The organism is Gluconobacter sp. DsW_058 (assembly GCF_002153615.1).
Lineage (GTDB): Bacteria > Pseudomonadota > Alphaproteobacteria > Acetobacterales > Acetobacteraceae > Gluconobacter > Gluconobacter cerinus.
In genome coordinates this window covers 92045-99527 of record NZ_JOPH01000003.1, presented here as the reverse complement: position 1 = coordinate 99527, position 7483 = coordinate 92045, and the positions used below count along the sequence as shown (strand labels likewise).

The window sequence follows — 7483 nt, the reverse complement described above, 5'->3', positions numbered from 1 at the left end:
GCCCTGCATTCCAGGACGGAAATCTCACGGAAAACCAGTCAAATACGACAAGCGAAAATACAAACGCCGCAACCGCATCGAGATCATGTTCGGAAGGCTCAAGGACTGGCGGCGGGTCGCAACACGCTATGACAGATGCCCGACCGTCTTCTTCTGGCTATGAGTCCTGAGCCTAGAATTAATGATCCAGATCCTGGCCATTATCGGGACCTTTGAGCAGACGGCTCTTTTCTCCGGTGATGCTGAGAGGGATATCGCCACGCACGGTGATACGACGCAGGAGCCGGGGATGAGTATCGAAATCGGCTGTGGCATAGTGCTGGGTGGCGCGGTTGTCCCAGATGGCAACGTCACCCGGTTTCCAGTTCCAGCGGACGGTGTTGTCAATCTGCGTGATGTAAGACTGGAAGATCTCCAGCAGCCGATTGGCATGCTGCGTGGGGATGCCGCGAATTTCCTTGAAGAAATGGCCCAGAATAAGGGTGCGCTCCCCGGTCTCAGGATGAACGCGCACGACCGGATGTTCTGTCTCATAAAGGCGTGAAATGAAACGAGCGCGGAAGTCCGCAATTTCCTCGTGGCGCGTGTCGTATTTGTAGAAATTGGTGTCGTAATCGTTGCCATGAACGGCCCAAAGTGTGTCGGCAAGCTGCTGCAAAGGCGCAGGGAGATCGTCATAGGCCGTGGCTGTATTAGCCCAGAGTGTGCTGCCGCCATAAGGCGGGATCGTGATAGCGCGCAGGATCGAGGCCTTGGGGTAAGCCGGCACGAAAGTGACGTCTGTATGCCATGAATCCGTGGAACGACCGTTGCGGGAGTTCAGTTCGAACGTATAGGGCGTCCCTGCGGCTGCGGGGATTGTCGGGTGAAGGATTGGGTCTCCGAAGACACGACTGAACGTTTCGTGCTGGGCATCATCGAGGAACTGGTCACGCAGGAAGATCACTTTATGGCGCAGCAGAGCATCATGGATGAATGCTTTGTGCTCTTCAGGCAGAAGTTCGCGGGCGTTAATCCCATGGACAATGGCGCCGATACGGGATGTGACCTTTTCGATCGTAAGCTGTGTCATGAGGGAACTCCTTCGGATTGGGGGAGTGCCTGACTACTGGTGCGGTCAGGTCGCGTGAGAGACGGAGGCGTAATGAAAAAGGTCAGGATTGCGCTTGCGAGGAACAGTGCGGCGTAGATGAGGATAATTCCCTGCGTGCCGACTGCGCCTTCAAAAAGGTAAACGATGAAAGGCCCGATCCAGACGCTACTTCCGGCGCCAAGGTTCAGCAGGGACATGGCGATACCTTTGTGATCCGGCAGAAGAGAGGGCGTCAGAGCCGAAAGCGGCACATATCCGGCAAGCGTCATGCCAAAAACTGCGGCAGAGCCATAAACCGCGAGCAGGCTACTGTGGGCGTACAGCAGCGGGATCCAATACAGACCAACGCAACTCACGGCGCTCCCGATACCGCCAAACCAGATGATGGTCTGCCGCCATGAAATATAGTCGCTGGCGAAACCGATCAGCAGGTTAAAGACGATGTTGCTGGCGAAGATGATTTCGAGAAAGCGAATCCATACATCCTGTGACAAGCCCAGACGACCCGTAAAAAAGAATGGCATGAAAACGATCAGGCCATGCGTAGCGCTGGAATTGACTGCCCGCACGATGCACGCCAGACCGACGCCTGGATTGTGACGGATCTGACGAACCGTTTCACGCAGGGTAGGACCGATGTCTTTCAGGCTGCCTTTCTCTGCACGTGGCGTAGTGGGCAGCGGCAGGACGGCAAGGAGGCCACCCGCTCCCACGCCGAGAAGGGCGATCCAGAGTGTAATGTACTGGCCGTAAACGGGGAGCAGGAGTTGCGCCACAATAGAACCGACCGTGGGCAAGCCGCAGGTAAAGCAGAACCAGAACAGACCGACAGCACGACCCAACCGGTCCTGACGGATCGTGGTGACGAGCAAGGTCAGCAGTCCATAGGAAAACAGCGGATATCCCGCTCCTCGCAACCCGTAGGTTAAGAGTAGCAAGGCTGAAGAATGAGCCGGAATGGCAACGCCAAGAAACAGAAGTTGCGGCACGATCCAGAATAACAGACCAGCCGTCATGACGGCGCGACTACCAAAGATGTCGCACAGCAAGCCCGAGAACCAGGCCGCCAGAGCAGCGAAAAGTCCGTAGGCTGTGAAGAGAAGGGCTACGAAGTGCTCCGTCTGCCCCGTCTGGACCAGAAACGGCGACAGATAGCCGACCTCGACGCCATCCCCGATCATGAAGACCAGAAGGCCGGCATACTGGAGGGTAAAGCTGCGGGGCAGGCGGCTGGCTGGCAGAAGCGGAGCGGCGGGAAACGTCGTCTGCATGTCAGAAATCCGCATGAACAGCGCCGAAGTACTGGCGGGGCGCACCGAGGACGACAGACTGGTAATCACCAGCCATAGGGTAACCGTTCTGCCCCATGGTGGAGATGTATTTTACGTTCGTCAGGTTATAGACATTCAGGTCGACCGAGAGGTGCTGGAGAAAGCCCGTGTGAGACAAGCGGTGCAACTGTTTGCTCAGGTCGTAACGTGCACCGAAATTAGTCAGCCAGTAGGACGGGACCTTCGTGTCGCCAGTGTAGCTAAGATTCCGCTTGCCGACATACTGGGCCTCGATATGTGCCTGAAGATCATGCCAAGTGTAGGACAGGTCAGCGTGATACATAAGACGTGGATAGGCCACGACCTGCTGGCCGCGGATATTGTAAGTCACCCGCGATCCGTTGACGGTCTGAGTAATGTTGTTGTCATAGACGGCGTGGTTGTAGCTGATGCTGTTGGTCAGGCTCAGCCCCTTAACGGGTGTGAGCGTGACGGCACCATCCACACCGGTCATCGTCACACCGCCGACGTTCTGGATGGTCGTGTAGGGCTGGGTTGTCGGACCGGTGGAGATGCGCTGCAGCCGGTTGGAAAAGATCGTGTGATAGCCGTAGAGCGAACCGCTGACGAGACGGCCGGTATAACGATAGCCTCCTGCAAAATTCCAGTCCGTTTCGGGGCGCAGCGTACTTTTGGAGGCCTGATAGGCGGCCTGTGAGGTCGAGAACGGCGATGAGCCGCTGTTATAGCCTGAGACGGGATAAACCTTCACGTTCTCCGCGATATCGAAATAGAGCTGATGGCCGGGAGCGAAGCGCCATTCCCCGCTGAAATGCGGCAGGAAAGGCTTGCTGGACGTGAGTGAGTCTCCACCAGCGATAGCGGTCGTGCGGGTGTAAGTTTCCCAGTTGGCCAGCGCGCCGACGCGGGTCGTGTTCAGGACGGATCGGAAACCAGCATGGAGCGCGATGGTGCTGGTAACGTGATACGTATCCTGGAAATAAGCGACAAACGTGTTGGTATTAAAGACCTGTCGGTAGCCATTCTGGAAAGGGTTCTTGAGGTTGTCGAGCCCGTTGACGGGTGTTGCGGTCCCGTCGAGGACGTCCTGCAGCAGCGGCTGCTGGTAAAGCGGCTTACTAATGTCGAAATGAGTATTTTCATACCACAGACCTACATTCAGCACGTTATGCGCGATGCGATAGGACAGGGACGTCGTGAAGCCGAAGCGGTTCGTATCGGGCTGGGTAACCTGATCGATCAGAGGCGCTCCGTTAGGGGACGAGATCAGAGGGCTTGCGACTGAACCGCGCTGATAGGAGCGATGCCCATAGACCGTACTCTGCCAGCGCAAGCGATCAGTCAGGGCAAGGTCGGCCGATACACCCCCAACATAGGAATGCTGCATCTGGGCGCCCTCGTAATAGGACGCGGTGTAAGGGCTCTTGAGGTTGGCATAGGCTGCAGGAACCTGTCCTCCCGGAAGTCCACGCTGGGCCAGAGCGAGACGATATGCCTTTTCATAGCCGCCGGGCTGCCCGATGAAGTTATCGATCGCGTAGCCACCGTTATTGAACATATCCAGGCTATAGTCCTGATAGTTCTGCATCTGCATATCGGTGTAGTCGAAGTAGGCCGTAATGCGGCTGTCCTGCCCGATAGGGTGCAGAACCTTGGCGTTGACCTGCTGCATGAACTGGTCCTGCCCACCACGCCATTTGGTGGTGTCGTTGCGGGCATAGGAGACATAGAAGCGCGTCCCTTGGCGGTTCAGATCACCGCTTTCGAGACGCACAAACGTCCGGTAGGTCGCATTACTCCCGAAAGTCTGGTTCACACTGCCCCCCCGTTTGTGAGACGGATCGCGTGAGATAAACTGCACTGTACCGCCCAGATTGGACGTACTGGCCACGCTCTCCGAACCGGTGGACGCCGAAACATCCATACGCTCAATGTTTTCAGACGAAATAGCGGAGGTCGGGCTCAGGCCGTTAACGTTGCTGAATTGCTGGTCTCCAAGCGGAATCCCATCCAGCGTCATGCCGATCTGGCTCTGATCGAAGCCGTGCATCAGGAAGGAGTTCTGCCAAGTGTTCACGCCCTGCGGATCACCGGAATTGAACAGAACGCCAGGTAGTCGGGTGAGGGCCTTGAGCGGATTGGTTCCGGCGGCATATTCGCGAATGGTAACAGCAGAAACGGGATTGGATACCCAGTTAGCTTGGCGGTGTCCTTCCACCCCAATGCTTTCGGTTGCTTTGGCGCTGATGGCGCGGGATGCAGCCGGTTTGTGAGCAGGCAGCGCAGGCGTGCCGTGACGCGGATTTGTGCCCACCTTGATGGCCGGAGAAGCAGTATCAGCGAAAGCGTAGGTATTAACCGAGAGAGTCAGCAGGGCAATCAGAGAAACGGAGCCACTGGCGCTACGGCTGGAAAATGAAAATGCGGGCATGGAGATACACTCACAAGATACAGGAAACGGGAATTTTCAGGTCTTGGGAGGGTCAACAGCGCCAGGCCGGGTGGTCGGGAGCTGGATGTGCGGACGTATTCTGCGGGAAAAGCCTTTCACGCAGCGTCTTGCCGTCCTTGGGCTTGATACGGCCACGACGCTTCAGTTCCGGCAGAACGAGGCGGATGAAGTCGTTGTAGCTGTCCGGATTAACGAGCTGGATCAGATTGAGGCCATCGGTCTCGGATTCCTCGAGCCACTGCTCAATCTGATCCGCGACGGTTTCACCTGTACCGACGAAAGTTTTGGCACGGCCAAAGCCTTCTGCCGGGCTTGTGGCTTCTGCAATAGTCCATGAACGACCACTGATGGCAGGATCAAACTGTTCAAGGACAGACTGGCTGGCTTCCGTCGGACGATAGGTCAGGACCTCGTCTGTCTGGTTTTTTGAGAAGTCCACACCCGTCATTGAGGAGTAGTGGATGAGCGATCCGGTGGCATCGTAGAAGGCTTTGTATTCCGCGAATTTGCGAATAGCGTCTTCCTCAGTCTCCCCCACCACGACCGCTGCGGCGCAAATGAAGCGCAGGCTGCCTGGGTCGCGACCTTCACGAGCAGCGTCCTCACGAATACGCCGGACATTCTTTCTTGTCCCTTCTGCACCAGCACCTACGACGAAAATGACTTCCGCATGTCGTGCCGCGAATGCCCCCCCCCGGGCTGAAGCGCCTGCCTGAAGCAGAACGGGAACCCGTTGCGCGCTGGGCTCGGCAGTATGGCCGTCCGGAACGCGGTAGTACTGGCCTTCATGTCGTATAGGGTGAACTTTTGCCGGATCGGTGTAGATCCACTCACCTGAAGCCGTTTGGCGTCGGATGACAGCATCGTCTTCCCAGGATTTCAGCCACAACTTGTAGACGACGCTCATGAACTCGTCCGCCCGGTCGTAGCGTTCGTCATGGGGTATCTGATGGTCTAATCCAAGATTGCGAGCCGCACTTTCCTGCTGCGACGTCACAATGTTCCAGCCCAGACGGCCCTTTGTCAGATGGTCGAGCGTCGTCAGCTTGCGGGCGAGAAGATAGGGGTGCTCATACGTCGTGGACAGCGTGATGCCAAAACCAAGCGTCGTCGTCGCGGCGGCCATGGCGGACACCAGCAGAAGCGGATCGATCAGTGGGGACTGGATACCGTGCTTCAGGGCAGCGTCTGGACTGCCGCCGTAAACATCAATCTGGCCGAGGGCATCCGCGATAAACAGGGCATCGAACCCAGCGTCATCGAGTGTGCGTGCCAGGTCAGTCCAGTAGCTGATGTCCTTGTAACGATGTGTCTGGTCAGCGGGATGGCGCCACAGGCCGTAATTCAGGTGCGAGACCGTGGCCATCGTAAAGCCGTTGAGGATGATGTGCTGTCCCATTACGCCACCCCCACGCGCCACTGAGCAGGGGGCAGGATTCCATTGACAGCGTAATCCCCAACAACGCGTGTGCGATAGACACGGGGGTTGTGATTACCCAGTGTCCGAACGTTGCGCCAATGTCGATCCAATCCAACGACCCGCAAGGTTGCACCACCGCTTAGCGCGTCGAACAAAGCCGTGGTGGCTTCCAGAACCAGCGGCAAAATCCGATCCTGTACCTGCCAGACTTCGAGTTCAGCACGCGCAATCGTGAGGTCGATTTCCGAGGCAGGACTATCTGCAACGGCCTGAATGGCGCGGGCAGCGCGTTCAACAGCTGCACCGGCGATATAGGCGCCACTGAAGACATGACCGACAACTTCGAGTATTTGCGGATCTTCTGCGGGAAGGTCTGCATTCCCGTGGCTGAAGGTGCGTTTGCGGCGCCGCACGGCATCCGCTACGTCCGTTGCAGCGGAGCGCGCAATCCCGGCAACAGTCGCCAGATGATAGAGCTGGAAGAATGCCTGGGAGTGCGGGAAGGCCGTGTTGCCGTAACGCAGATCGGCGTCTTCGGTATGGACGTCACGGAAATGTGCCGTGCCGCTGGCGGTCAGGCGTTGCCCAACACCGTCCCAGTCATCCACAATTTCCAGGCCGGGATCATTGCGGGCAGCCAGTGTTTTGACGGTCTGGCCATCTTCCGTTGTGCCGGTAACAGTCAGCCAATCGGCATAGAGCGAACCGGTCGTAAAGAACTTCGAGCCGTTAATGACCCACTGGCCATCTTTCTGGGACAGGGTCGTGCTGAAAAGATCACGCTTTGACGCCGGGCCTTCAGCGGCTGCGGCCCCTGCGGTCTGTCCGGCTCCAAGCCGATCGAGCCATTTCGTACGATAGGGGCCATCGGGTTCGAACAGGAGATGCTCAACGAAGCCGAAATGGGCTCGGAGCGCCTGTGCAACGTTTGAATCGGCCTTGGCTAACGCCGTGATAAGAGAAAACAGATCCTCAAGACTGGCACCAAGGCCACCATGCACTACGGGAACGCGGAGCGCCGTGAAACCACTCTCCTTGAGAAGGCGTATCTGCTCGAAAGGAAGTTCGCGGTTCAGTTCAGCGTGAAGAGCCTGCTTCCGAATTTTTTCGAAAACGGCAGAAAAACGCTCGTGAAGCGGAGTATTTTCACGCGCATCCTGTCCCCAGAGAAGGGAGAGATTAGGAAGAGGAGCGGATATGTAGGTCATGGTGTCTACCTGTGGCGT

Annotated in this window: 5 protein-coding genes and 1 pseudogene; 1 reads left to right on the top strand and 5 read right to left on the bottom strand. The window is 57.2% G+C overall.

Features of this window, described 5'->3' with window-relative positions; translation table 11 throughout:
* Positions 1 to 163, top strand: a pseudogene (locus HK24_RS02830) (IS5/IS1182 family transposase); the annotation flags it as partial.
* A 15-nt stretch (positions 164 to 178) separates the two neighbouring features.
* Here HK24_RS02830 and HK24_RS02825 read toward each other — a convergent pair.
* From HK24_RS02825 to HK24_RS02805, 5 genes are read right to left on the bottom strand one after another with little or no spacing between them, the layout of a single operon-like run.
* On the bottom strand, positions 179 to 1072 hold the full coding sequence (locus tag HK24_RS02825; RefSeq protein ID WP_086633235.1) for a TauD/TfdA family dioxygenase: 894 nt from the start codon (positions 1070 to 1072) through the stop codon (positions 179 to 181).
* Positions 1069 to 2364: an MFS transporter gene (locus HK24_RS02820; RefSeq protein WP_158092984.1), complete on the bottom strand. Its 1296-nt coding sequence runs from the start codon at positions 2362 to 2364 to the stop codon at positions 1069 to 1071. Before HK24_RS02820 ends, HK24_RS02825 begins: the two co-directional genes overlap by 4 nt.
* A gap of 1 nt (position 2365) precedes the next feature.
* Positions 2366 to 4816 (bottom strand): TonB-dependent receptor, encoded by a 2451-nt coding sequence (locus HK24_RS02815; RefSeq protein ID WP_086633233.1) that lies wholly within the window; start codon positions 4814 to 4816, stop codon positions 2366 to 2368.
* A 52-nt stretch (positions 4817 to 4868) separates the two neighbouring features.
* Positions 4869 to 6236, bottom strand: a complete 1368-nt coding sequence (locus HK24_RS02810; RefSeq protein ID WP_086633232.1) for an LLM class flavin-dependent oxidoreductase — start codon at positions 6234 to 6236, stop codon at positions 4869 to 4871.
* Positions 6236 to 7465 carry an acyl-CoA dehydrogenase family protein gene (locus tag HK24_RS02805; protein ID WP_086633231.1) on the bottom strand — a complete coding sequence of 410 codons (1230 nt, stop codon included), beginning with the start codon at positions 7463 to 7465 and terminating at the stop codon, positions 6236 to 6238. Before HK24_RS02805 ends, HK24_RS02810 begins: the two co-directional genes overlap by 1 nt.
* Between the last annotated feature and the right edge of the window lie 18 nt (positions 7466 to 7483).